This window comes from Qipengyuania zhejiangensis (assembly GCF_035607565.1).
Classification (GTDB): Bacteria; Pseudomonadota; Alphaproteobacteria; order Sphingomonadales; family Sphingomonadaceae; genus Qipengyuania; species Qipengyuania zhejiangensis.
The window spans coordinates 518,756-542,208 of sequence record NZ_JAYKGO010000001.1; the positions used below are offsets into that span (position 1 = coordinate 518,756).

A 23,453-nucleotide genomic window follows, 5' to 3' on the forward strand; every position below is an offset into this window, starting at 1 on the left:
CCCTTTTCTTTGCCTGAAGCCGACGGGCAGGCGATCTGTCCCACTTCGCGACACGGTTAATCATCGCGGTAACCAGCGCCCCAGGATGGTATAGGCAGGCGGTCTGCGGGGTCTTTTATCTTCGGCCCCGCGCAGCCTTAAGGCCCCGCACCAGTGATGGTTGCGGGGTTTCTTGTCTCTGGGACAGGGGGAGGTTCGCTAGAGGGCCCGCAGCGCCTGTGCCGGCTTTGCCCGCAACAGCGGCAGCGAAGCGCCGATGGCGAAGGCGAGCACAACCGCCAACCCTATGCCAAGGACGGCCAGCACGACGCCCCAATCGGGCAGCCAGTCGAATTCGAACAGCTGGGTGATAACCAGCCAGCCGGTGAAGCTGCCCACGGCCAGCGCAACAATCGCCAACGCCGCGGCCAGCACGGCGTATTCGATCAATTGCATCGTCAGGATCTGGCGCCGGTCGGCGCCCAGCACGCGAAGCACGACGGTATCGTAGGTGCGCGCCGCCCGTGCGGCGGCGATTGCGCCCAGCAGGACCGCGAGGCCAGCCAGCACCGCAACGCTCGCAGCGGCCAGTGTGGCAAGGCCCACCTGTTCGAGTATTATGCGGGCCTGGCCCAGGACGCCGCCGACTTCGATAACCGACGCCGAAGGGAATGCACCCACCAGCGCCTGCAACAACGGCGCGGTCGGCGTACCGTCCGACAATTCGATCGTGCCGGCAAGATTATGCGGCACATCGGCCAGGGCGTTGGGGCTGAGGACGAAGACGTAGTTGAAGCCCATGCTTTCCCAGTCGATCCGGCGATAGCTTGCGATGCGGGCTTCCTTTTCCACGCCCAGCACGCCGAAGGTCAGCATGTCACCGATTTCGAGCCCCGCAGCCTCGGCAAATTCCTCGTCGATGGAGACCAGCGGTTCGCCCGCATAGGCCGGACCCCACCATTGCCCCTTCGTCACCGTGTTTCCTTCGGGAACCTGATCGGCATAGGTCAGGCCGCGTTCGCCGCGCAGCGGCCACGCGCCGTCGGGGATTTCTTCAAGATCGGACGTGCGCGTCATGGCGTTCTGGGGGCCGAATGCCAGCACCGAACCCCGCATGGCCGGCACCGTGCGCCAGTTGGCCTGCGGATCGGCATCGCGGATTATGGCCTCGAAATCGGTGACGCGGTCCCGCGGTATGTCGAGGACGAAATAATCCGGTGCCTGCGCGGGGACACGCTTCTCGATATTGCCATCGATCGCGGATTGTACGGCGGCAAGCAGGACGAACGCGGATAATCCGAAGCCCAGGGCGGTTACCAGGGCGCCCGTCGAACTGCCGGGACGGTGCAGGTTGGCCAGGGCGTTGCGGGCAATCGGGTTTCTGGGCCGGGGCAGGCTTGCGGCAAGATTGCGGATTCCCAGGCCGAGAAGGGCGAGCAGGCCCAAAAGGACAGCCGCGCCGGCAAGAAATCCGCCAGACAGCATCGGCTGTTCCGCCGTCAGGAGCGCCAGCGCCACGATCGCGGACAGACCGCCGCCCACCACGACCAACGCCGCGCGGTCGCGGGCGAGCGGGGCGACACGCGCCCGCATCAGGGCCATCGCGGGGTAATGGCGCGCCCGCAGCAGCGGAGGCGCGGCAAACACCAGCGCCACCAGCAGGCCATAGGCCAGCGCCAGCAACAGCGGACCGGGCGCGATGACCAGGCCGGCCGATACCGGCAGCAAACCGTCCAACGCACGCGCCAGCAGGGGCACGAGGGCAACACCCGCGGCCATTCCGGCAAAACTGCCTGCCAATGTGGCCGCGGTAATCTGCAAGGCATAGATACGCGCGATATCGCGGCTGGTCGCGCCCAGGATCTTGAGCGTTGCGATGCCCTGCCTGCGCGCATCGAGATAGGATGTGACGCCCCCGCCGATGCCGATGCCCGCGATGACCAGCGCTGCCAGCCCCACGAGGGTCAGGAACTCGCCCATGCGGTCAACAAACCGGTCGGTGCCGGGCGCCGCGCGTTCGGCCGTGTCGATATCGAAACCTGCGTCGGGGTAACGGTCCTTCAGCTCGTCCGCCACGTCGGCGGGGTCGGGCGTTCCGGCGAACCGGACCCTGGTCTTGGACTGGTACATCGATCCCGGTGCGATCAGCCCGGCACGCCGGGGCAGGTCTTCGTCGACGATGATCGTCGGACCCAGCTGGAAGCCTTCGCCAAGCCGATCGGGCTCGTCCGCTATCAGCCCGCCCACGCGCACGGTTTCGGTGCCGATCAGGATCGTATCGCCGGGCGCGACGCCCAGCCGGTCGGCAGCGCCGGGCGCCAGCCACGCCTCACCCTGGGCCGGGGGACCGACTGTTCGGCCATCGGACAGGACGAGGTCGCCATAGAGGGGGTAAGCCGCGTCGACGGCTTTCAGTTCGATCGGGGCGGCTTTTGCATCGACCCGCGCCATCGCCTGCATCCGGGTGCCCGACGATACGACGCCATATTGCTCGAGCGCGGTGCGTTCTTCCGCCGTCAGTCCGCGTTGCCACAGTTCTATCTGCAAGTCCCCGCCGAGGAACTGGCGCCCGTTGGATTCCAGCTCGCGCTCGATCGCGGACGTTAGCGTGCCGATGGCGGCCAGCGCACCGGTGCCGAGGAACAGGCATACCAGCAGCAGGCGAAGGCCACGGAAACGGGCGTGGAGGTCACGCCGGGCAATCCGCCAGGCGGTTGCCCAGCTCATGCCGGGCCGTGTCATGCGCGGGTATCGGTTGCTATGCGGCCATCGCCCAGCGTCAGGACGCGCTCGCAATGTTCGGCAAGCTCGGGGTCGTGGGTGATGACCAGCAAGGTGGCGCCTGTTTCGGCGCGGCGCGCGAACAGCAGTTCGACGATTTCGTGGCCGGTGGCGGCGTCGAGGTTGCCGGTGGGCTCGTCCGCAAAGATAAGTTCGGGCCGCGAGGCGATGGCCCGCGCGATGGCCACACGTTGTTGCTCGCCGCCGGACAGCTGCTGGGGATAATGATCGAGGCGGTGGCCAAGGCCGACGGCCTCAAGTTCGGCACGCGCGCGCTCCTGCGCGTCCGTCTCGCCGGAAAGCTCCATCGGGGTGGCCACGTTTTCCAGCGCGGTCATCGTCGGCAGCAAGTGGAACGCCTGCAACACAATGCCGATATGCCCGCGCCGCGCATGCGCCAGCGCGTCTTCGTCCATCGCGGCAAAGTCCTGCCCCGCAACGGTCAGCTTGCCGCCGCTTGCCCGTTCCAGGCCGGAGAGAACCGCCATCAGCGAACTTTTGCCCGAACCCGATGGCCCCAACAGGGCAACCGTTTCGCCTTGGGCGATTTCGAGGTCGATACCTCGCAGGATCTCAACCGGCGCCGCATCGGAGCCAAGGGTGAGGGTGAGGTTGCGGGCTGAAATCGCGGCTTGAGAAGTCGTCACAGCGCTGCGATGGCATAGGGGCACAGCTTGCACAAGGATACTTGCCGATGCGGCTATACCATTTGTCGATTGCCACACTCGTTTTCGCGCTTGCCTCGTGCGGGGGCGAAGCGGACGAGACAGCCACCGTCGAACGCCCTTCGGCAGAGGCCAGCGCCCGTCCCGATATCGCGGTCGAGGGGCCCGAGCGTCATATTCTGGCGTTCGGTGACAGTCTGTTCGCCGGCTACGGCATCGGGCGTGAGAGCAGCTATCCTGCTTTGCTCGAAGACGCCCTGCGCGCAAAAGGCATCAACGCCCGCATAACCAACGCCGGTATCTCGGGTGAAACGAGCGGCGCCGGGGCGCAGCGGTTGGCTTATACGCTCGACGCACAGGACCCCGCGCCCGATCTGGTGATCCTCGAACTGGGCGGAAACGATATGCTGCGCGGCCTTTCGCCCGCCGAAACGCGGACCCATTTCGAAACGATGCTGACCGAACTGAAGCGGCGCGACATCCCCGTTCTCCTCATGGGTATGCGGGCACCGCCGAACTACGGTCCGGAATACCAGGCAGAATTCGATGCGCTCTATGGTGCGTTGGCAAAGGAATACGGCACCGGGTTGATACCGTTCTGGCTGGAGGCGATCTATCAGGACACCTCCAAGTTCCAGGCCGACCGTATCCATCCCACGGTCGACGGGATCGAAATCCTGGTGAACGATACGGTGGACGAGGTGGCCGCGGCTTTGCCTGCGGAAGGCTAAAGCCGCTCCACATTCCCGCCGTCGACCCGCCAGGTCACGGCTTCGCCCGCTATGGTGTCGAACGGTGCCAGTTCGGTGCCGGTCATCCAGACCTGCGCCCCGCTGCCGCGCAGTTGATCGAACAGGGCCGCGCGGCGCACAGGGTCGAGATGAGCGGCCACTTCGTCGAGCAACAACAGTCCCGCGCGGCCCTGTGCGGCCATTCCCGCATGGGCGAGGGTGATCGCCACGAGCATGGCTTTCTGTTCGCCAGTGGAGCTTTGTGCGGCGACGACGCGCTTTGCCGCGTGGATTACCTCCAGTTCGTCACGGTGGGGGCCTGACAGTGTGCGCTGCGCCGCGCGATCGCGGCGGCGACCTTCGTAAAGCGCCTGCGAAAGCCCGTCGGGATGGTCGGGGGCACCGGGCGCATAGGTCAGGGCGGGCCGCGCAAACGGTTCCGCCGGCATGACAGCCAGCCGCGCGGCAAGTGTTTCGACCAGGCGGGCCCGCCCGGCCATCAGCGCGCCGCCATGCACCACCATCTGCGCCTCTATCGCGTCCAGCCATCCGCTTTCCGGTTCGCGCTGGTCGGCAAGCAGGCGGTTGCGTTCGCGCAGCGCCGCTTCGTAGCGCGATGCGTGGCTGGCGTGCGCAGGGTCGAGCGCCAGCGCCATGCGGTCCATGAAACGGCGCCGGTCGGCGGCGGGGCCGGTAAATAGGCCGTCCATGGCCGGCGTCAGCCAGGTCACAGCCAACCATTCGCCCAGCGCCACCGCGCTGGTTTCCGCACCGTTGACGCGGACGCGCCGGCGGCCGGGGCTGGCAGCTTCGCTGTAGGTGCCCAGACGGACCGGTTCCCCGGGCTGGCGCAAATCGGCGCCGATCGCAAAGCCGCCGCTGACGGCGTGGCGGGCCATGTCCGGCAAGGCCGCACGGCGCAATCCGCGCCCCGGCGCAAACAGCGACAGAGCCTCGAGAATGTTGGTCTTGCCCGCCCCGTTCTCTCCCACGAGCAGGTTGAATCCGGCCGTGGCCGAAAGCTCGGTCGCGGCGTGGTTGCGGAAGTCGGAAAGAGAGATGCGGTCGAGCGCCATGAATGGCCCAGGCGATAGCGTGACCCGGCTCGTCCCGCCACTTTAAAGGCGCGATTCCAAATGTTGGGAAAATTCACCAACCTTTCGGATCGATGAACGGCAATTCATCCGACCGTTCAGTTAAGAATGGCTGAATTCCGGCGTTTATCGAGTTTGGCACGCCCCATGCAATGTATTGAACATCTCCGGATTGGCCGGAGGGACACAACAGATTTCAAAGGGAAACACACCATGTCCGCATTCGACTACGCCAGCAACCGCGCTCTCGCCGCCGTCTTCGCAATTGCCGTTTCGGCCGTTTGCATGGCCGCAGCCATCGTCCCCGCAAGCCCGGCTGGCCTCATCGCCTGACCGCCTGACCAACCATTTTCAAGCAATAGGAACCACACCCATGTTCACTTCGGAAAACAGCAGCAAACTCTACGCAGCTGCCTTTTCGCTGGCCCTTTCGGCAATTTTCTTCGCCACGGCCATCATCCCTGCATCGCCCAATGGAGTGCTCGCATGAACGACCTGAAATTCCGCACCGAAGACGATAACGCGGTCCGCCCCGCAAAGGCATTTCGCCTCGACCGGGCCAATGGCAAGATGCTGGGCGTTTGCGCCGGTATCGCCCGCTACTTCGGCATCGACACGACGCTGGTTCGGATCGGCTTCGTTTTGGGAACACTGCTCGGTTTTGGCAGCTTTATCCTGATCTACCTCGCGATCGCACTGATCGCGGATTGAAGGGGACGCGGGGCACCCGCGTCCCTTTTCACAATCACATGGCCGATATACCGCCGTCGAGCTTGAGCTCCGCACCGGTCATGAACTTGCTCTCGTCACTGGCGAGGTACACCACCGCATTCGCAATATCGTCCGGTTCGCCCACCTTGCGCAACGGGATCTGACGCGCCAGCTTCTCCAGCAGCACGTCCTTGTCGATGTTGTGGTTGCGCGCGGTCCCGTCCAGGATCGGCGTATCCACGAACGTCGGGTGGATCGAATTGCAGCGGATATCCATGTTCTTCTTCGCGCAATGGAGCGCGATGGATTTCGACAGCATCCACACCGCAGCCTTGGACGAATTGTAGGCCGGCATCGTGTCGCTGGCGATCAGTCCGGCAATGCTCGAAATATTGATGATCGAACCCGGCGCGTGTTCGCGCATCAGCGGCAGGGCCTTCTGGCAGCCGTGAAAGATGGAATCGACATTGACCGAAAAGCACCGCTTCCAGTCTTCGAAGGTGCAGGTTTCAATATTGCCGCCAACACCGATGCCGGCGTTGTTCACCAGCACGTTCAACCCGCCGATTTCTTCGCGAGCGGCGTCCACCGCGCGTTCCCAATCGTCAGGGCTGGTTACATCATGGCCGATACCGAAGGCGTGGCCTGCGCCCATTTCTTCCACGATTTCGGCGGCGGTCGCTTCGGCGCCATCGCTGTTGATATCCGTGCACAGCACCCGTGCGCCCTGCCGAGCGAGCAATTTTGCGTGCGCCCGGCCGAGGCCCTGTGCTGCACCTGTAACCAGCGCGAGCTTGCCCGCACACCGTCCGCCACCTGTCTTGGCCATTTTCACTCTCCTGCCAGAAATCCTTGTCCCAGCAGCATGAGCATGCGCACGTCGATCCCGCAACCGTCGTTGCGCTTGGCGGCGATAAAGTCGGGCAAGTCGTCGAGCGCGACGCGGTGCACGGTGATGTTTTCCCCTCCGACGCCGCCACCTGGACCGACCTTGGTCAACCCGCGCGCGCGGACCAGTGTGAAGCTTTCGCTGACCATGCCGGGCGACGAGAAATACATGCCGAGGTCGTCCAGCCGCGCGGCGCGATAGCCCGTCTCCTCCTCCAGCTCTCTTCCGGCAGCGACGAGCGGGTCTTCTTCGGGAGCGCAGTCATCGTCACCGATCAGTCCGGCCGGCAATTCGAGGCAGTTGCGCCCCAGGGGCACGCGGTACTGTTCGACGAGGAGGACATGACCGCTTTCGACGGCCAGGATAACGGCGGCGCGGATGTTGCGGCTTCGGCCGACATATTCCCACCGGCCGCGTTTCTTGGCGACGACGTAGCGGCCTTCCCAGACGATCTCCTCGTCCGCGTCGTGGTCGGGAACGCTCAAGGTCAGACCTCGATCAGCCGATCGGGCAGTTCGTTGGTATCTTCCCGACCGCGCGGGAAATGCTCGGACAGCACCTTGCCGACATCGCGTACGCCAGCAGCAAGCCCTTCGGCGAGGTGATGCTGACGGATTTCGACAAGCATGTCGGCCATCGCTTCGCCCCACACTTCGGCGGGGACGATTTCGGCAATGGGTTCGTCGGCCACGATTTCGGCACGGTGTTCGCGCATCGACAGGTACAGCAACACGCCGGTGCGTCCGTGCGTGCGGCGCTCGGCCCCGACCTTGAAGTGCTTGACCGCGGCGGCGCGGACGCGCGCGCGCTTGACCGGGGCAGGGGTCAAGGCAAAGCGCAGCGGGTTCCAGCTGGCGGCCAGCCAGGTCGCGGCAAAAGCGGTCAGGCCAAGGGCGATGGTCATGCTGGCGAGTTCGCCGGTGGTCCATTCATGGCTCCACCCGCCGACCAGCCTGTCCCACAGGTCGAGGAACGGCTTGGGCAGGGCGGCAAACAGGCTCATCGCGGTAAAGGCAAAGGCAGCAGCGTAGACCAGCACCACGTCGCTATATCCGTCCGACCGGTCGGCCAGCACGGTGACGATTTCACCCGATGTGCCGCGTTCGGCAGCCGCGACGGCGTTTGATACGATATCGTGCTGCGCGTTGTTCAGATACGCCATTACCACCCCCCGGAGGCGCCACCGCCCCCGAAACTGCCGCCGCCGCCGGAAAATCCGCCGCCTCCACCGAAGCCGCCACCGCCGCCCCAGCCGCCGCCACCGCCCCAATCGTCGGAATCCGTGATCCCGCGGGCAATCGCCTTGCCGGCTTCCCACAGGATGATGTCGCCCACAGCGCCGCCCACGCCGCCGCGATAATGCCTGCGGCGTCCACCGCGCATCATGGGCAGGATGAAGAAGAAGAAGAAGAAGGCAATCCAGATTAATACGCCGATCGGTCGCCCGCCATCGCTTTCGCGCTTCTGCGAAGATTGCTGGGCAACCAGTGCGGCTTCTTCGGGTGGTAGTTCGAGCTGTTTGATGATCTCGTCCGCGCCCCAGGTGATCCCTTTGGAATAGTCACCGTCGCGGAAATAGGGCTTCATGCCCTCGATGTATTCGAATGCCAGGCCGTCGGGGATTACCCCTTCCAGGCCATAGCCGACCTCGACCCGCATCTTGCGTTCGTTCGGCGCAACGATGAGGATGATGCCGTCATCGTTTTCGCTGTCTCCCAATCCCCATTCGCGGCCCAGACGATAGCCGTAATCGGCAATGTCGTAGCCATCGAGAGTGGATAGCGTGACGATGACGAATTGGCGCTGGTTCGCCTTCTCGAACTCTTCGAGTTTCTGGGTCAGTTCGGCTTCGGTCGCTGCGTCGATGATGTCCGCGGCGTCGACCACCGGCGCGTTCCCACGTTCGGGAAAGGTCTGCGCCATGAGCGGAGACGCCACCAGCATCGCGAAAAGGGCCAGTATGTAGCGCATCATGCAGCCTTCTCGCGCGCTGGTATCGGGTTGTCGTTGGCGGGGGCGGTCGGGTGGCGGCGCATCTGGCCGACCCCCTCGTCAAAATGGCGAACGGAGGGGGCCGATGCGGCCTGATCGCAACCCAAGTCGAGCACGTTCAGCGAGATAGGGGCGAGGCGTCCCACGCTTCGCTCAGTTGGTCGCGGCTGCAGCAGCCTCGGTGCCCGTGTTGTCGTTGGCACCCGTTGCCGCAGTGCCCGCCGCCGCGCCGCCCGTACGCATGTTCAGTTCGGGTGCGGTTTCGGCACCTTCGCTCACGGCTTCGTACGGAACCATCGGTTCTGCACCGTGAATGATGTTCGCGCCGATCGTGTCGGGGAAGGTGCGGATCGTGGTGTTATACTGGCGCACCGCTTCGTTGTAGTCGCGGATGGCGACGCGGATGCGGTTTTCCTGCCCTTCGATCTGGGTCATGAAACGGCCGAAGTTTTCCTGGCTGCGAAGCTCGGGATACTGTTCGACCGTCACGAGCAGTCGGCTGATCGCGCTGCCGAGCGAATTCTGGGCCTGCTGATATTGGGCCATCTTGGCCGGATCGTTGAGATCGTCGCCGTCCAGCTTGATTTCGGGACGGGTTGCCGAAGCGCGGGCCTGCACCACCGCATCGAGCGTTGCGCGTTCCTGTTCGGCGGAGGACATGACGATCTGTTCGAGGTTGGGGATCAGGTTGGCGCGTTCCTGAAACGCCGCTTCCACGTCGGCCCACTTGGCCTTGGCGTTTTCTTCAGCCGCGGGGACGGAATTTATCCCGCAAGCCGACAAGGCCAGGGCGGCAGCGGCCACTATTGAAGCGCGAAAAGCGGCGAAACGGTTCATCGGATGGTCCTCTCGTGGGGAGTCGGGGGGAAACTGTCTTGGTTAGATAGCACACCTTTTCTGGCGTTCAAGATTAACGCGCGCTTGTGACCGGTTTGTGGCCGTGGCAATCAGGGCGCCCAATCGATGGTTAAGGGGGATTTTGAATGTTGAAGGATTTCAGGGAATTCATTGCCAAGGGCAACGTGATGGATCTGGCCGTGGCCGTGATAATCGGCGCGGCGTTCGGCAAGATCGTGACGTCCCTTACCGACGAAATCATCATGCCGGTGGTCGGCGCGCTGTTCGGGGGGGCGGATTTTTCACGCTATTTCCTGCTGCTCGACGTGCCCGAAGGGTATGACGGTGCCCTGACCGACTACGCGGCCCTCAAGGAAGCCGGAGCGGCCATGATCGGTTACGGAAGCTTCATTACGGCAATCATCAATTTCGTGATTCTCGCCTTCATCATCTTCATTCTGGTTCGCTACACCAAGAAGGTGATGGCGGAGTTCGAAGAGGAAAAGGTTGCAGAACCTGCCGGCCCTACCGAAATCGACCTGCTCAAGGAAATCCGCGACGAACTGCGTTCCTCGCGCCCCGGTGCACCGCAGAACGGCCCCATGGGCTGACGTGACGCTGGCCCTCCTCGCGGCCCTTTTTTGCGCCGCGAGGAGGGCCGGACACTTCCCATTAATCAGGAAACGCCTATATGGGGTTTGCCGGTTTCGACCGGCTATGGTGATAAATTGCGCTGTGCAATAGGTACAACGGACCCGGGGGCAGTACCCGGCGGCTCCACCAAAATCCCCGGATTTCCGGGTGTCTTGACGGGGCCGAACTAGGATCGACGTGTGCTGAAAGACTTCGTTTTTACCCGGGCTGAGTAACCCGTCTAAGGCTCACAACACACAAGTGCCAACGATAACGAAGCACTCGCAATCGCAGCGTAATCTGACGGCCTAACGGCCTGATCTTACAAAGCTAAAGCGCGGTTGGACCCACCGGGCAACAGAAGCGGATTCCGGGGCTCCGGGGGTAGCTAGCAACAGAAACCCCCACCTTCTTCCCATCACGATACGGCGGTCAGTCGGCTTCGGACTTGGCGGATGCTTTCGCTTCCTGCTCGTAACGGATCGCGTCGAGGATCTTGGCGCCGCCCAGAAAGACCGCGCCGGCTGTGGCGGCGAACAGGAGATAGCCGCCGACACCGGGATATTCCTGGGTGTAGTGCGCCCCGCGGGTCATCGCACCAAGGGCAAGGCCATAGATAATCAGAAACGCTTCGAAGCGAGTCTTGATTACAAAAAGCCGTTTCACCTTTTTTAGCACGAAGCCGGTATCTCCATCTCTTAACCATTCGACCTGCAAACACCGTGCCATCAACGCTGGCCTGCGCGTTCCAGTGGTTAATTCGGTCCGGAGTGTAAGGCGCGCCGACAAAGCGTGTCCAGCGCGTTAACCAGCTTAGGCAAGTTCGTCCAAGGATAGGACGCCAAGCAAGGCTTCGCGGGCCTCGAGAACGGTCTTCGCCAGTGCATCGGTGCCGATATCGCGCGGATCGATCTGTTCCGGCCACATCTGCGCGATGACCGATTCGATCCGTTCGGCCTTGGCTTCGTCGAGCATGAAGCGCGCGTCGACCGTTGCGGGGTCGGCCACGACGCGAAGGCGCAGGCAGGCCGGTCCGCCGCCGTTCGCCATGGACTGGCGCACGTCGACGGGGATGACCTTGCGAATGGGTCCGTTGCCCGCAAGCATCTTTTCGCACCACGCCCAGACGCTGGCGCTTTCCTGGCACTCCCCGGGAACGACGAGGGCCATGGTGCCATCGGGCAAGGTCAGGAGCTGGGCGTTGAACAGATAGGTGCGGATCGCTTCGGCCAGGCTGACGTCCTCTTCCGCCACTTCGACCACTTCCAGCGCCGGGAAGGCGGCGCGGATAGCCTCATACGCACCTGCCTGATCGGCAAAAGCGCGGGCATGGGTGAAGAGCACCCGTTCGTTGGCAACCGCGACGACATCGTTGTGGAACGCGCCTGCGGCAATCGCTTCGGGGTTTTGTTCGACGAACACGCAACGGGCGGGGTCCAGCCCGTGGAGGCGGGCCACCGCGCGGCTTGCCTGTTCGTGCTGGCGCGCCGGGAATCGCCCGCCTTGCTTGCCATAGACGAACACTTCCACCCCGGCTGCGCCATGCCCTTCGCAAAAGCGCATGTGGTTGGCCGCCCCTTCATCGCCAAAGCTGGCGGGAACGGCATCGTGGATGGTAAAGTGCCGCGGGTCACCGAAAGCGATCCTGAGCTGCGCCTGAGTATCCTGCCATTCCTGCGCCCGGTGGAGCATGGTCACCAGGTTGGCCGGGGTCAGATGGCAACGCCCGTCGGCAGTGTCGGGCGCGGGGCTGACGGTGGCGGCATTGGCCGTCCACATGCTCGAGGCGGACCACGCCGCAGCGCGCAGCGCCGGTTCCGCATCATCGCCCAGCGCAAGGTCGTTCAACAGGCGGAAATTCGGACGCGGCAAGGGCAGCAGAAACCCCTGTTCGAGCCCGCGGCCCATGTTGCCGCGCATCTTGGCGATCCCCTGCAAGGCCGCGGCACGTGGATACGAAGGATCGCCCTTGTGGCTGGCACTTGCAATATTGCCGAGGCTGAGGCCTGCGTAATTGTGCGACGGGCCGACGATACCGTCGAAATTGATCTCGACCAGCTTGTTCACCGGGCCACGCTCCACACTTCGTCGCCTTCTGTCACGCCAAGGGCCGCGGCGCAGGTGGCATCGATTGCAATCGTGCCATCGTCTGCCAGGGCACGCTGGCCATAGGCGCAGCGAAAATCGCCGAGCCTGCCGGTGGCGACCAGGGCGCGATCGCCGCCTTCCAGATCGGTGGCGCTGAGCGTTGCGGCAACGCTGTCGCGGATGGACACGACGTTGTCGGTCCGTGCGGTCATGGTCGGCCCGCCGTCGAAGATGTCCAGATAGCCTTCGAAGCGGAACCCTTCCTTCTCCAGCATCTGCATCGCGGCACGCCCCGTGGGATGAGGAACGCCAATGACCTTGCGCGCTTCACCGTTGAGCATGGCGACGTACACCGGGTGCTTGGGCATGAGGTCCGCAATGAACTGGTTGCCGTTGATGGCGTTGAAGTAATCGGCTTCCTGGAACGTCATGCCGAAGAAGCGCCCGGCAACCCCGTCCCAGAAGGGCGAACCGCCGCGATCGTCGATCACGCCGCGCAATTCGGCCAGAATGCGGTCGGCAAACCGTGCCCGGTGCATGGCAATGAACAGATACCGGCTGCGTGCCAGCAGCAGGCCAAGCCCGCCCGCCCGTTCGCCGGGGTGCAAGAACAGCCCGCCCACTTCCGATGCGCCTTCAAGATCGGTGACGAGGCTGAGCAGTTCGGCGCGCACGGTGCGGTCGAGTTCCTGGCTATGCTGCGTCAGCGTGTTGAGACGATAGGAATAGAAAGGCCATTGCTGGCCGACCTGCGTGAACAATTGGCAGGTGCCCCGGACCTGGCCGCTCTCGGTGTTTTCCAGAACCAGCACGAACTGGTCGTCGCCTAGCTGCTGATCGTCGCGTGAAAACGCGGTTTCGGCGCGCTCAAGCTTCCTGGTCAGCGCGTTGCGGTCGGGCGGCAAATTGGTGAACCCGCCACCGGTCAGCTTGGCCATTTCGTAAAGATGTTCGAGATCGCCGGCTTTCGCGGCGCGCAAGCGGAAGGTCACAGATGGTCTCCGGTGGATAGCTTCGCCAGCACGAGCGCGGACAGGGCCGCCCGTTCGCGCAGGGAAGGAACGATCATGAATTCGTCCGGTGAATGGATCGCGCCGCCGCGCACGCCCATGGTGTCGACCACGGGCACGCCGCAGGCGGCAATGTTGTTGCCGTCGCACACGCCGCCGGTCGATTTCCAGCCGATGGTCTGGCCGAGTTCGGCACCGCAATCGCGAACCAGGTCGAACAGGCGCTGGGCGCGCTCGTCGACCGGCTTGGGAGGGCGGGTGACGCCGCCATGACGATGGATGCCGACTTCGTGTTCGGCTTCGATAGCGCGCAGCACCGCGTCGAGCTGGCCATCGAAACGGTTCATCGCGTCGGTCGATTTCGGCCGGATGTTGAACCGCAGGACTGCGTGGTCGGGCACGACATTGTTTGCCGCGCCGCCTTCAATCTTGGCGGGGTTCACGGTGATGTCTTCCGCTTCCAGCGCCTTGATGCGGAGCACCAGGTCGGATGCGGCCACGATCGCGTTCCGGCCTTCGTGGGGGTTGCGCCCCGCGTGGGCCGATCGGCCGGTGAAGGTAATCGAATAATTGCCGGTTCCGCCGCGCGCATGGGCCAAGGTGCCGTCGGGCAGGGCGGACGGTTCATAGGTGAGCGCCGCGTATTTGCCGCGCGCCAGCCGTTCGATCAGGTCGCGGCTAGCAAGGCTGCCGGTTTCCTCGTCCGAATTGATCATGACATCGTAGCCGACACGGCCCGCGTCGTCACACGTCTCGAAGAGCTTGAGAGCGTTCAGGATCACGCACAGTCCGCCCTTCATGTCCGCGGTGCCGGGTCCGTTGATCGTGTCATCATCAAGCCATGACACCTGCTGGAAGGAATGATCGACCGGAAACACGGTGTCCATGTGACCGGTAAGCACGAAACGACGTTCGGCCTGCGGGCGTACGCGAAGCACCATGTGGCGGCCGTGGGGCTTTTCGAATTCGCGGCCGTCGGCTGCAATGGCGGTCACCGGAGCCGGTTCGACCAGTTCGACATCGCCCGGCAGGACCGAAAACGCGTCTGCCAGCACCCCGGCCATGCGGTCCAGTCCGTCGATATTCGCGGTGCCGGTGTTTATTGCCGCCCAATCCTGCACATCGCGCAGCATCGTATCGGCATCCACCATGTCGAGCAGGGCTGCGGGTGTCTTATCCGGTTTCATCAGCAACGGTCTCTACCTCCCACGGCCCTCAAGTCCAGCCCTGCGGCAGGACGCGAGGTTGCAAAGCGGTGGATGCTTGGTATGGGAAAGCCCTCCTCCCCGGACCGACATTGCCATTCGCACACCCGCAGAGGAACTCCATGACCGAATACGTGACGCGCGCCGGAATCGAAGTCGATCCCGCCCTTGCCAGTTTCATCGAAACCAAGGTGGTGGCCCCGCTGGGCCGCGACACTGCGGATTTCTGGACCGGTTTCGCCGAACTGCTCGGCCGCTTCGCGCCGCGCAACGCCGCCCTTCTGGCTAAGCGCGACGATCTCCAGGCGAAAATCGACGCCTGGCACATGGAGCGCGCGGGCCAGCCGCATGACGCATCGGCCTATCACGCCTTCCTCAGCGAAATCGGCTATCTCGTGCCCGAACCGGGCGAATTCACCATCGAAACAGAGAATGTCGATGCCGAGATCGCAATCATGGCGGGTCCCCAGCTGGTTGTGCCGATCCTCAACGCACGCTTCCTTCTCAACGCGGCGAACGCGCGCTGGGGCAGCCTTTACGATGCGTTTTACGGGACCGACGCGCTCGACGCGGCACCCGCGAAGCCGGGTGGGTATGACGAGGAACGCGGCGCTGCGGTCATCGCCGCGGGCCGTGCGTTTCTGGACGAAGCTGTACCGCTGAAGGATGGGAGCTGGGCGGATCTGTCCGACCTGGAATTCCTTCAGCTCGCCGTTCCGGACCAATTCAGTGGCCGAACCGGGCGCGGCATGTTGTTTCACAACAACGGCCTGCATATCGAAGTCGTGGTCGATCCCGAAAGCCAGGTGGGCCGGACCGACCGGCTTGGCATTGCCGACATCGCCTTGGAAGCCGCGTTGACCACGATCGCCGATTGCGAGGATTCGGTCGCCGCGGTGGACGCCGAGGACAAGCTGCTCGCCTATTCGAACTGGTTGGGGGTGATCAGGGGCGATCTGTCCGAAAGTTTCGAGAAAGGCGGGCGAACCCAGACCCGCACGCTGAACGGCGATGTCCACTACACCGCGCCCGACGGCAGCGCCCATACGCTGCCGGGTCGCAGCCTGATGTTCGTGCGCAATGTCGGCCATCTGATGACCAACCCGGCGATGCGCTGGGACGGGGTGGAAATTCCCGAGGGGATCATGGATGCCGTGGTGACGTCCGCCATCGGTGCCCACGATGTGTCGGGCCTCGGCAAGTTCGGCAATTCGCGCTGCGGCAGCATCTACATCGTGAAGCCCAAGATGCACGGGCCGGAAGAATGCGCCTTCACCAACGATTTGTTCGATGCTGTGGAAGACCTGCTCGGCCTGGCGCGCAACACGATCAAGGTGGGGGTGATGGACGAGGAACGTCGCACCAGCGCCAACCTTGCCGCCTGTATCCACGCCGTGAAGGACCGGATCGTCTTCATCAACACCGGCTTCCTCGACCGGACCGGCGACGAAATTCACACGTCGATGCGTGCCGGACCGATGCAGCGCAAGGGCGAGATGAAGAATTCCGCCTGGCTCAAGGCCTATGAAGCGCGAAATGTCGGCATCGGCCTGCGCCACGGTCTGTCGGGCCGTGCCCAGATCGGCAAGGGCATGTGGGCGGCACCCGATCTGATGGGCCAGATGATGATCGAGAAAATCGGTCACCTGCGCGCAGGTGCCAACACCGCCTGGGTGCCAAGCCCGACCGCCGCGACGCTTCACGCGATCCATTATCACCGCGAGGATGTGTTCGCGATCCAGCAGGGGTTGGGCGATGTGCCGCCGCTCGGCGATCTGCTGACCATTCCCCTGGCCGATGGGATCAACTGGTCGGCAGAGCATATCCGCACGGAACTCGACAACAATTGCCAGGGCTTGCTGGGCTATGTCGTCCGCTGGATCGATAGCGGTGTCGGGTGTTCCAAGGTGCCGGACATCAACGATGTCGGACTGATGGAAGACCGCGCCACGCTCCGCATCTCCAGCCAGCATATCGCCAATTGGCTGCTTCACGGGATCGTCAGCGAAGATCAGGTTCTGGACAGCCTGCGCCGCATGGCCGCCAAGGTGGACGAACAGAACGCAGCCGATCCGTCTTACGAACCGCTTGTCACAAACGAGGGCGGACCCGCCTTCAGTGCGGCGAAGGACCTGATCTTCAAGGGTATGGAACAACCCAGCGGATATACCGAGCCGCTTCTGCACGCATGGCGGCGACGCAAGAAGGGCGGGTAAGCCACGCTTGATGTGAAGCCCGCTTTGTATCACTTTACAGGCGAGGAACAGTAAGGAGAGGGCCATGAACGCGGCCGCGCAGGCACCGCTTGCTCCGGCAACCGTCGCCAGGGACTTGTCGGCGGCAGACTTGCGGCGGGCCTTGTCCGCCGGTTGGTCGGATTTCCTCGCCCATCCGGTCTATGGTCTGTTCTTTGCATCGATCTATGTCGCGGCGGGCCTGTTCCTCATGCTGGCCCTGTTCCGCTGGGGTGAAGCGGTTTGGCTGATACCGGCCGCCGCGGGATTCCCCCTGATCGCGCCGTTTACGGCGGTCGGCCTGTACGAAGTGAGCCGTCGGCGTGAAGCCGGGCTGGCGCTGTCCTGGTCGGGCGTGCTCGGCGCGCTGGGCGGGCGCGGGGATCAGCAGGTCGTGATGATGGGCGGGATCGTGTTTGTCGCCTTCGGTTTCTGGCTGATGGTGGCCCACGGAATTTTCGCCGTTTTCGTGGTGGAATCGGGGGCTGGATCGGAATCGCTCGCCTTTCTTGCCACGCCATCGGGCATGGCGATGCTTGGGGTGGGCAGCGTCGCCGGCGGGTTGATGGCGCTGGCCTTCTACGCGATCACGGTGGTCAGCCTGCCGATGCTGGTCGACCGCGAAGTCGATTTTCTGACGGCAATCATCGTCAGCCTGGCAGCGTTCCGATCCAACCGGGGCGTGTTGCTGTTATGGGCGGGGGTAATCGCTGTCGTGCTGGCTTTGGCAATGGTGCCAATGTTCCTTGGCCTGCTGGTCGCGCTGCCCGTGCTCGGCCATGCGACGTGGCATCTTTATCGCAGGATCGTCGACCCGGCGTAGCGTCTAACGGCACAGAATCCGTGCGAGGGCCACGAAATCGGTAATCGCCAGCGTTTCGGCCCGACGCTGCGGGTCTATTCCCAGTTCATCGAGCGCTTCAACCGCGCCCGGTACGCCTTTCAGGCTCTGGCGCAGCATCTTGCGGCGCTGGCCAAAGGCCGCTTCGCTCAGCCGTTCGACCATCCGCGCGGTTACGCCTTCGGGCATTGTGCCGGGCGTCACATGGACGATCGCGCTCATCACCTTGGGCGGGGGCGTGAAGGCGCTGCGATGGACTTTCATCGCCAGCTTTGCCTGCGCACGCCACTGGGCCAGAACCGCCAGCCGCCCGTACGCCGACCCACCGGGTTCGGCCACGATGCGCTGCGCCACTTCCTGCTGGAACATCAGGGTGAGCGAAGTCCACAGCGGGGGCCATTCCTCCCCGCCCAGCCAGCGCACGAACAAGGCGGTGCCGACGTTGTAGGGCAGGTTCGAAAGGACGGCGAAGGGTTCGCCGCCCATCACTTCGGCATGGTCCAGCTTCAGCGCATCGCCTTCGATAACGGTGAGCTGTGCGGGAAAGGCATCGGCCAGTTCGGCAAGCGCAGGCAGGCACCGCCGGTCCATTTCGATTGCCGTCACGCGCGCACCTGCGCGCAGCAGCGCGCGCGTCAAACCGCCCGGTCCCGGTCCGATTTCGAGCACGGCCTTACCGTCGAGATCGCCGGGGATCGCGGCAATACGGCCGAGCAACTGTTCGTCGAACAGGAAATTCTGCCCCAACGCCTTGCTCGCGCTGAGCCCATGCCGGGCGATCACTTCGCGAAGCGGCGGAAGTTCAGCCATGCGCCGCGCGCCTCGTGGCCATGTCGCCAGCCATCAGGATGGCGGCCATCATCGCGCCGGGGTTGGCGATACCAGTACCTGCGATGTCGAAGGCGGTCCCGTGGTCGGGGCTTGTGCGTACTATGGGCAGGCCAAGCGTCACGTTTACCCCTTCATCGAAATCCAGCGCTTTCAACGGCACGAGCGCCTGATCGTGGTACATCGCCAAGGCCGCATCGTACCGTGCACGGGCCCGCGGGGTGAACATGGCGTCGGCCGGATGGGGACCGGTCACGTCGACGCCGGCTTCCTGCAAGGCCGCGATGGCCGGGGCGATGATCCGCACTTCCTCGTCGCCGAACTTGCCGCCTTCTCCGGCATGGGGGTTCAGGCCGCAGACCGCGATGCGCGGGTTGTCGATACCGAAATCACGCTCCAGCGCCCTGGCCAGGATTCTGGCGCGGCGCTCGATAAGCTGGCGCGACAGGCGCGACGGCACCTCGGCCAAGGCGCAATGGACCGTCAGCGGCACGGCGCGCAGCGAAGGGCCAGCCAGCATCATGACCGCATCGCTTTCGTCCACACCGCACGCCGCGGCGAGAAATTCGGTTTGTCCGGGATAGGTGAAGCCCGCCTTGGCCAGCTGCGCCTTGGCGATGGGCGCGGTGACCAGGGCAGACGCCCTTCCTTCGCGGACCAGCCCGGTCGCATGTTCGAGCGAGCGCAGAGCCAGTCTTGCCCCATCGGCGTCCGGTTGGCCGGGCACCGCGTTGCAATCGTCCATACCCAACACCGGCAGGGCGCGGGCAAAGACATTGGCCGCGTGCTCGGGGGCGGTGATCCGTTCTACCCGCAGCGAAAGTCCGCGCGCGTGGGCCGCGGCCGCGAGGACGCCTGCACCGCCGACCACGAAGAAGGGCGCGAGGGAATTGCCTGCCCTGCGCGCCCAGCATTCGGCGATGATTTCAGGTCCGATTCCGGCCGGATCGCCGATGGATACGGCGAGGGGGGCCATGTCAGCCGTCAATTGTACTCGATATAGGCATCGTTGCGCAGATCACGCAGGTAACGCTGTGCACGGCGCTGGATACGCTCTTCTTCGAGCTGGCCCATCAACGTGTCGAAATCCGGGCCGCCAGCAGCTTTCGGATCATCACGGCCGCACAGCATCAGAACGCGCACACCTTCTTCGAACGAACCGAAGGGCGGGGTGGTCTGGCCAAGTTGCAGGTTGAGAATGATTGGCTGGAGCTGTTCGGGCAGGGCGCGCGCGGCGATCTGATCGTTGGTCACCACCGTTGCGCCAAGCGCTGCGGCACCGGATTCGGCATCGCCGCAACCGCGCAATTGCTGGATGCCCTGCAGAAACGCTTCGAGTTTCGCGTTGCGCTGGTTCTGCGGGGTCGACTGGTCGAACGCGATCTGGATCTGCTTGAGCGAAAGGACCGCATCGCGGGGGTCCGCCATCAGCACCTGGCGCTTGTCGATCAACAGGCCGATCCAGTAACCACCGGGTATCTGGATCGGGCCGACCAGCTGGCCGGGGCTCATTTCGCGGGCGACCGATTCGAGCGCGGCATTCTTCAGCTGAGCAAGCTGGATCCAGCCGAGATCGCCGCCGACCGCTGCTGTCGATGCTTCGGAAAACTGGCGGGCATACGCAACGAAGCTGCCGCCCTGGCGAAGCTGTTCGACGATCTGCTGGCCATTGCTTTCGACCTGCGCGGCGGTTTCCGGCGTGGCCGAAAGGAAGATTTCGCCCAGCCGGTATTCGTCCGTGCCACGGCTGGCTTCGAGCCGTTCGATCAGTTCGTTCACCTCGTCCGAGGAGACGTTCACGAACGGCGCGATGTTGCGGCGCAGGAGGCGCTGCCATGCCAGTTCGCCATGAATCTGGCGCTTGAGCGAATTGGCCGACGAGCCGAGATTGGAAAGATATTCGTCCATCGCCTGGGGGCGCTGTTCGAAGTTCTGCGCGGCGATCCGGGCGTAGGTCTGGTCGATTTCAGCCTGCTCGATCGAGATTTCCTGTGCTTCGGCGGCCTGGATCTGCAAGGTTTCGTCGATCAGGTTGCGCAGGACCTGCGTCTTCACCCGCTCGATCTCTTCGGCGCTCATTTCCTGTTGGTTCGCGGCCACGAGGAGTGCTGTGCGCTGGTCCACATCGGTTCCGGTGATGACATACCCGTTCACAACCGCGGTCGCCTTGCGGACATTCGGGTTGGAATTGCCCAGCATGCTGAAATCGGATGGCAGGCCCAGCGGGTTCTGCGCCTGTGCGGCCGGAACTTCGGCCTCCTGGGCAGCCACGCCAATCGGCGACAGCGCCAGGCTGGCGACTGCGGCGACGGAAAGAAACTTGGAAATCGAGTGTGCGCTCACGTGTGCTACCCAGTTGCGGCACGGCCTGCGTGCCCGGATTAATCCCGGCCATTGCCGCCCCGCGGCTTAACCTTAGCTGATTGCGCCGCGGCGGATAGCGCGTTTGTCGGGACGTGCCAACACGCGCGGTCTACCGAAAGCCCAGATTTCGCAAACTGAAAAAGAGCTGGATGGTGTCGCCGCGCTCGGCATCGCCCGAAGTCACGTAATCGCGCTTCCATGTCAGGCCCATTTCAAGGCAATCGTCGGAATAGGCCACGCCAAGGCGCGTTCGTATCGCTTCGAACCCGTCAGCCTGCAGGGTCGGGTCTTCTTCGCGGTCGGTGAGGTTGAACACGCCGGACCCGAAAAGGGACCAGTAGTTCGCAAAGGAAACCCGTACCGCGCCGCGCAATTCCTCGCGGTCCTGCAAATCCTCGACCTGCGTGATGTCCCTGTTGAGGCGCAGATAACCGATTTCCGCGTAGGTCTTGCTCGATCCCACGGTCGCATCGATTTCGTTACGCCGAACGGCGAAATTATCCTTGTCCAGTCGGAACCGGTGCGTGAGCTTGACGAAGTCGCGGTAGCGCACCTCGGTGCGTCCGACGAAATCGGAGAACTGTTCGGACAGGCCAGTGCCGTCGGGCAGAATATCCCGGTCGGTATCGAGGCGATAGGATTGCCCGAAACTGGTTTTCAGGTTCCAGTCCGGCACACGAAGCTGCCAGTCGAAACCATAGGTGACGCGCGCGCCGTCCTCGATCCGGTCGTAACCGGGAAAACGGTTGAGCGCGAAGAGATTGGAATCTTCCAGGTCGATCGCGCGGGCATCTTCGTTCGGAATGGTCAGATTGCGAATGGGGGGGGTGGCCACGAACTGGACGCGCGGTGTCAGCACCTGTTCGCCGCCGAACAATGTGCCCACGAGCGGCCACTTGGCATCCAGCGCGGCCAGCGCGACGCCGCGGGTCTGCCAGCCGGGGTTGCCGCGGTACGATACGGTGGATGTCAGCGCGTTCTCGTCCGAATGGTAGACATCGCCGCGCACCATGCCCGTCAAGGTAACGACCTGGCCCATTGCCGTGACACGGCTCAGATCCCATTGCGCGCGGGCAAAGGCGCGCTGGGTATCCTGGCCGATATCGCGCGTGATCGCGAGCGTGTTGGCCTGCACCTCGATCATGCCGCCCAGCACCGGATCAGCCAACCGTCGACGGTAATCCATCACGGGCAGGGCAACCGGAACCTCGCCCTGCGGCTGATTCAGCCTGAGCGTCTGCGTCGCCCAGCCGGCCAGCGAGAAATAGCTGCTGTCGTCGATCCGTTCGAGGTTGATTGTGGACCGCAAGCGGTCATCGCGGCTGATATCGTACCGACGCAGGAACGTGCGGTCGGTGGCGCGGCGGATCGAGGTGGTCAGGCTCCATTCGGGTGAAAACTGGAAGGTGCCGTTGGCAAAGACATAGCCGCGAAAATCGCTTTCGCTGGCTGTTTCGAGCCCCGTGAAGTTCGATATCCGCCGGCTATTCGTGGCGTAGCCGGTGATCTGGTACGCGCCCTTTTCGGTCAGGTGACGCCACTGCCCCGCGACCATCGGCGGGGCATCAGTGTAGACGTGTCCCGTGAGCGTGAGGTCCTTGTTGTCGCCCAGGCGCACGTAATAGCTGCCGCTGACCTCCACGCCGTTGCTTTCCGAAAAGCGCAGGTCGGGGACCAGAAAGCCGGAAACCGCGCCGCCATCGGTTCGCACGGCGAGCCCCGGAAGCGGCAGCAATCGCATTCCGAACAATTCCAGATAGGCGCCTCGGAACCGGACCCGTGAACTGGCTGGATCGTAACTGACGCGCTCGGCGGTGATCCGCCAGCTGGGTTCCTTGGGGCAGCCTTCGGGGTCGATCACGGCGCATCCGCTGTAGGCAGCCTGCGTCAGGGTAATCGTCCCGTCTGCCTCGCGCATGCCGGTGTTCGCGGCCAGTCGGCCACCCTGCCTCAAGGCAAGGAGCAGGTTTTCCATGGCGCCCGCTTCGAATTCGTCCGTCAGCTCGATTCGCTCGGAAAACAGCTGGTTGCCATTTTCGTCGACGAAGCGAACCCGTCCTTCGGCGAGAATGACGCCGCTCTTGCGGTTCCAGCTGACCGAATCGGCGCGCAACGAGCGGTCTTCGCTGCGAAGCACGACATTTCCGGTGGCGGTCACCACATCGGCATCCGAATCGTAACTGAGAATGTCGGATTCGAAGGCAATTTCGCGGGGGGCATCGGGCCCGGCGGCGTCGGGGGCAGGGGGGCCGACGGTGTCTTGCGCCGTGAGGACAGGGGCGCCGACCTGCTCGTCGGCGCTCGCCTCGGTATTGATCGATGCGTCAGGAGCGCCAGTGCCCGTATCGCCGGGTTCGCCTTGCGGGTCGGCAACGGTCCCGACATCGTCGGCTGCGTCCTGCGCGGCCAGCGGCGCGGCAAGGGCCAGCGCGCCTGCAAACGCAAGGGAGCGTGCCGCCAGCCGGCTGGCCTCGAAAGCTGTCTCGGCGGGCGGGACCATGCCTTGCCTATCGCACCCGCCACGCCTAATCGCAATCGCCATCCTACGGGGCGTGCCAACATTCGGCTCGC

The 23,453-nt window shown here is 64.0% G+C and carries 23 protein-coding genes and 1 other RNA gene; 8 read left to right on the plus strand and 16 right to left on the minus strand.

Annotated features, from left to right (window positions below; translation table 11 throughout):
- Nucleotides 1–198: 198 nt before the first annotated feature.
- On the minus strand, nucleotides 199–2,721 hold the full coding sequence (locus tag VR863_RS02470) for an ABC transporter permease (protein ID WP_324826845.1): 2,523 nt from the start codon (nucleotides 2,719–2,721) through the stop codon (nucleotides 199–201).
- Nucleotides 2,718–3,407 carry an ABC transporter ATP-binding protein gene (locus VR863_RS02475; RefSeq protein ID WP_324826846.1) on the minus strand — a complete coding sequence of 230 codons (690 nt, stop codon included), beginning with the start codon at nucleotides 3,405–3,407 and terminating at the stop codon, nucleotides 2,718–2,720. Before VR863_RS02475 ends, VR863_RS02470 begins: the two co-directional genes overlap by 4 nt.
- 47 nt (nucleotides 3,408–3,454) lie before the next feature.
- Between VR863_RS02475 and VR863_RS02480 the strand changes: the two genes are divergently transcribed.
- Nucleotides 3,455–4,156, plus strand: coding sequence for an arylesterase (locus VR863_RS02480; RefSeq protein ID WP_324826847.1), 702 nt, complete (start codon nucleotides 3,455–3,457; stop codon nucleotides 4,154–4,156).
- Here the strand turns inward: VR863_RS02480 and recF are convergent.
- A complete protein-coding gene (gene recF / locus VR863_RS02485) occupies nucleotides 4,153–5,232 on the minus strand; it encodes a DNA replication/repair protein RecF (protein WP_324826848.1) in 1,080 nt (359 codons plus the stop codon). The genes VR863_RS02480 and recF overlap by 4 nt on opposite strands.
- 231 nt (nucleotides 5,233–5,463) lie before the next feature.
- Between recF and VR863_RS02490 the strand changes: the two genes are divergently transcribed.
- From VR863_RS02490 to VR863_RS02495, 3 genes are read left to right on the plus strand one after another with little or no spacing between them, the layout of a single operon-like run.
- Nucleotides 5,464–5,583: a recombination protein F gene (locus tag VR863_RS02490; protein ID WP_324826849.1), complete on the plus strand. Its 120-nt coding sequence runs from the start codon at nucleotides 5,464–5,466 to the stop codon at nucleotides 5,581–5,583.
- A gap of 40 nt (nucleotides 5,584–5,623) precedes the next feature.
- Nucleotides 5,624–5,740, plus strand: coding sequence for a recombination protein F (locus tag VR863_RS14935; RefSeq protein ID WP_434784958.1), 117 nt, complete (start codon nucleotides 5,624–5,626; stop codon nucleotides 5,738–5,740).
- On the plus strand, nucleotides 5,737–5,961 hold the full coding sequence (locus tag VR863_RS02495) for a PspC domain-containing protein (protein WP_324826850.1): 225 nt from the start codon (nucleotides 5,737–5,739) through the stop codon (nucleotides 5,959–5,961). The genes VR863_RS14935 and VR863_RS02495 overlap by 4 nt, the downstream gene beginning before the upstream one ends.
- Before the next feature lie 34 nt (nucleotides 5,962–5,995).
- On the opposite strand, the gene VR863_RS02500 is transcribed toward VR863_RS02495, so the two are convergent.
- From VR863_RS02500 to VR863_RS02520, 5 genes are all read right to left on the minus strand, one after another.
- A complete protein-coding gene (locus tag VR863_RS02500) occupies nucleotides 5,996–6,790 on the minus strand; it encodes an SDR family oxidoreductase (RefSeq protein ID WP_324826851.1) in 795 nt (264 codons plus the stop codon).
- Nucleotides 6,791–6,792: 2 nt separating this feature from the next.
- Complete coding sequence (locus VR863_RS02505; protein WP_324826852.1) at nucleotides 6,793–7,335, minus strand: NUDIX hydrolase; 543 nt, start codon at nucleotides 7,333–7,335, stop codon at nucleotides 6,793–6,795.
- Nucleotides 7,336–7,337: 2 nt separating this feature from the next.
- Nucleotides 7,338–8,012: a TPM domain-containing protein gene (locus tag VR863_RS02510; protein ID WP_324826853.1), complete on the minus strand. Its 675-nt coding sequence runs from the start codon at nucleotides 8,010–8,012 to the stop codon at nucleotides 7,338–7,340.
- The gene (locus VR863_RS02515; protein ID WP_324826854.1) at nucleotides 8,012–8,824 is read right to left on the minus strand and encodes a TPM domain-containing protein; all 813 of its coding nucleotides are present in this window, start codon (nucleotides 8,822–8,824) and stop codon (nucleotides 8,012–8,014) included. Before VR863_RS02515 ends, VR863_RS02510 begins: the two co-directional genes overlap by 1 nt.
- A gap of 171 nt (nucleotides 8,825–8,995) precedes the next feature.
- Entirely contained in the window at nucleotides 8,996–9,679 is a 684-nt protein-coding gene (locus VR863_RS02520; RefSeq protein WP_324826855.1) for a LemA family protein, read from the minus strand.
- A 146-nt stretch (nucleotides 9,680–9,825) separates the two neighbouring features.
- Between VR863_RS02520 and mscL the strand changes: the two genes are divergently transcribed.
- Together mscL and ssrA are read left to right on the plus strand one after the other, a co-directional pair.
- Complete coding sequence (gene mscL, locus VR863_RS02525) at nucleotides 9,826–10,290, plus strand: large conductance mechanosensitive channel protein MscL (protein WP_324826856.1); 465 nt, start codon at nucleotides 9,826–9,828, stop codon at nucleotides 10,288–10,290.
- A 51-nt stretch (nucleotides 10,291–10,341) separates the two neighbouring features.
- Nucleotides 10,342–10,684, plus strand: a transfer-messenger RNA (tmRNA) gene (gene ssrA / locus VR863_RS02530).
- Between the two features lie 60 nt (nucleotides 10,685–10,744).
- Here the strand turns inward: ssrA and VR863_RS02535 are convergent.
- The 4 genes from VR863_RS02535 to VR863_RS02550 all read right to left on the minus strand — a co-directional run bounded on the left by VR863_RS02535 (nucleotide 10,745) and on the right by VR863_RS02550 (nucleotide 14,597).
- Nucleotides 10,745–10,990, minus strand: a complete 246-nt coding sequence (locus VR863_RS02535; RefSeq protein WP_324827559.1) for a hypothetical protein — start codon at nucleotides 10,988–10,990, stop codon at nucleotides 10,745–10,747.
- 135 nt (nucleotides 10,991–11,125) lie between these two features.
- Nucleotides 11,126–12,379 carry an N-succinylarginine dihydrolase gene (locus VR863_RS02540; protein ID WP_324826857.1) on the minus strand — a complete coding sequence of 418 codons (1,254 nt, stop codon included), beginning with the start codon at nucleotides 12,377–12,379 and terminating at the stop codon, nucleotides 11,126–11,128.
- Nucleotides 12,376–13,392, minus strand: a complete 1,017-nt coding sequence (locus VR863_RS02545) for an arginine N-succinyltransferase (RefSeq protein WP_324826858.1) — start codon at nucleotides 13,390–13,392, stop codon at nucleotides 12,376–12,378. Before VR863_RS02545 ends, VR863_RS02540 begins: the two co-directional genes overlap by 4 nt.
- A complete protein-coding gene (locus VR863_RS02550) occupies nucleotides 13,389–14,597 on the minus strand; it encodes a hydrolase (protein ID WP_324826859.1) in 1,209 nt (402 codons plus the stop codon). The genes VR863_RS02545 and VR863_RS02550 overlap by 4 nt, the downstream gene beginning before the upstream one ends.
- A 140-nt stretch (nucleotides 14,598–14,737) precedes the next feature.
- Between VR863_RS02550 and VR863_RS02555 the strand changes: the two genes are divergently transcribed.
- Nucleotides 14,738–16,831: a malate synthase G gene (locus tag VR863_RS02555; RefSeq protein WP_324826860.1), complete on the plus strand. Its 2,094-nt coding sequence runs from the start codon at nucleotides 14,738–14,740 to the stop codon at nucleotides 16,829–16,831.
- Nucleotides 16,832–16,895: 64 nt separating this feature from the next.
- A complete protein-coding gene (locus VR863_RS02560) occupies nucleotides 16,896–17,672 on the plus strand; it encodes a DUF2189 domain-containing protein (RefSeq protein ID WP_324826861.1) in 777 nt (258 codons plus the stop codon).
- A gap of 3 nt (nucleotides 17,673–17,675) precedes the next feature.
- On the opposite strand, the gene rsmA is transcribed toward VR863_RS02560, so the two are convergent.
- The 4 genes from rsmA to VR863_RS02580 form a co-directional block, all read right to left on the minus strand.
- Nucleotides 17,676–18,500 carry a 16S rRNA (adenine(1518)-N(6)/adenine(1519)-N(6))-dimethyltransferase RsmA gene (gene rsmA / locus VR863_RS02565; protein ID WP_324826862.1) on the minus strand — a complete coding sequence of 275 codons (825 nt, stop codon included), beginning with the start codon at nucleotides 18,498–18,500 and terminating at the stop codon, nucleotides 17,676–17,678.
- Entirely contained in the window at nucleotides 18,493–19,494 is a 1,002-nt protein-coding gene (pdxA, locus tag VR863_RS02570) for a 4-hydroxythreonine-4-phosphate dehydrogenase PdxA (protein ID WP_324826863.1), read from the minus strand. The genes rsmA and pdxA overlap by 8 nt, the downstream gene beginning before the upstream one ends.
- An 8-nt stretch (nucleotides 19,495–19,502) precedes the next feature.
- A complete protein-coding gene (locus VR863_RS02575; RefSeq protein WP_324826864.1) occupies nucleotides 19,503–20,861 on the minus strand; it encodes a peptidylprolyl isomerase in 1,359 nt (452 codons plus the stop codon).
- A gap of 130 nt (nucleotides 20,862–20,991) precedes the next feature.
- Nucleotides 20,992–23,382, minus strand: coding sequence for an LPS-assembly protein LptD (locus tag VR863_RS02580; RefSeq protein ID WP_324826865.1), 2,391 nt, complete (start codon nucleotides 23,380–23,382; stop codon nucleotides 20,992–20,994).
- Between the last annotated feature and the right edge of the window lie 71 nt (nucleotides 23,383–23,453).